The 1,589-nt window shown below is 66.3% G+C and carries 1 protein-coding gene; it reads right to left on the bottom strand.

What is annotated here, in order from left to right; translation table 11 throughout:
* The coding region (locus AC0693_RS38765) for a non-ribosomal peptide synthetase (RefSeq protein ID WP_478804634.1) at positions 1 to 1,541 on the bottom strand (1,541 nt) is incomplete at its 3' end.
* Positions 1,542 to 1,589 lie beyond the last annotated feature (48 nt).

The following is a 1,589-nucleotide window of genomic DNA, read 5'->3' as shown; positions in this document are numbered from 1 at the left end:
CCCCAGCGCGCCATCACCTCCGGCGGACACGCCTCACCCGCCACCACCAACACCACATCCGCACCCACCGACGACTCATCCAACGTCGCCAAAACCGCGGGCGGCAACGTCACATGCGTCACCCCCCACTCCGCCAGGAACCGCGGCAACGCCTCACCCAGACGCCGCTCCGGCGGAATCACCACCAACGACGCCCCCGACAGCAACGCCATCAGCCATTCCCAGCCGAACGTATCGAAACTCGCCGAAGCGAACTGCCCCACACGAGCACCAGGACCCACACCCAAATACCGGACATGGCCCTCAACCAAACTCGCCACACCCGCATGCGAAACCAGCACACCCTTCGGCCGGCCCGTCGAACCCGACGTATAAATCACATACGCGGGATGTGCCGGCAACGCGGCCCGCCCACTCAGCAGCGCGCTCTCCAGATCGGCCAAGCGCGCCATGGTCTCCGGGTCGTCCAGCAGCACGCCCCCACTCGGCACAGCACCAGCCGTCGCCACCGAAGCCAGTACCACCACCGGCCCGGCGTCCTCAAGCATGTACGCGACACGCTCCGCCGGATACTCCGGATCCACCGGCATATACGCACCACCAGCCTTCAACACGGCCAGCAACGCCACCATCAGATCCACACCGCGCTCCATACACACGGCAACCACCGACTCCGGACCCACACCCAGACCCACCAGATGACGCGCCAGCCGGTTCGCCCGCACATCAAGCTCCCCGTACGTCACCTCCCCACACTCCGTCACCACAGCCACCGCACCCGGCACCCGCGCCACCTGCACCTCGAACAACTCCGCCACCGTGCCCACCGGCACCACAGCATCATCCGTGTCGTTCCACTCCACCAGCACCCGACGACGCCCCGCCTCATCAAGCACGTCCACCGCACTCAACCGCGTCCCCGGATCACCCGCCACCAACTCCAGCACCCGCACCAACTGACCCGCCAGCCGCGACACCGTCCCCGGCTCGAACAGATCCGCCGCACCCGTCACCCAGCCACGAATACCAGCCGGCACACCCAACCCGTCGAACTCCTCACCCACGATCACATCAAGATCGAACTTCGCCGACGCATCACCGGCCGATATCCGCTCCGCTTCCAACCCGTGGAGATCCAGAACCGCCGCTGCATTGTTCTGCAGGGTCAACATGACCTGGAACAGCGCGTGGCGGCCCATCGAACGACTGGGAGCCAGCTCCTCCACCAGACGCTCGAACGGAACATCCTGATGCGCGAACCCCGAAAGGCTCCGCTCCCGCACCCGCCCCAACACCTCACGGAACGTCGGATCACCCGACAGATCCGTACGCACCACCAACGTGTTGATGAAGAACCCGACCAGATCCTCCAACGCCTCATCCGTACGCCCCGCATTCGGCGAACCGATCGGGATATCCGTACCCGCACCCAGCCGCGACAACAGCACCGCAAGCGCGGCCTGCAACACCATGAACACCGTCACACCCTCGGCCCGCGCCACCCCCGCCAACCGCGCATGGACCTCAGCCGGAACCTCCACCGCCACACCATGCCCACGATGACCCGCCACCGCCGGCCGCACATGATC

Source organism: Streptomyces sp. NPDC043876, assembly GCF_056435825.1.
Note: the sequence above shows the minus strand (reverse complement) of the source record. Positions and strands in the feature narration are given on the sequence as shown.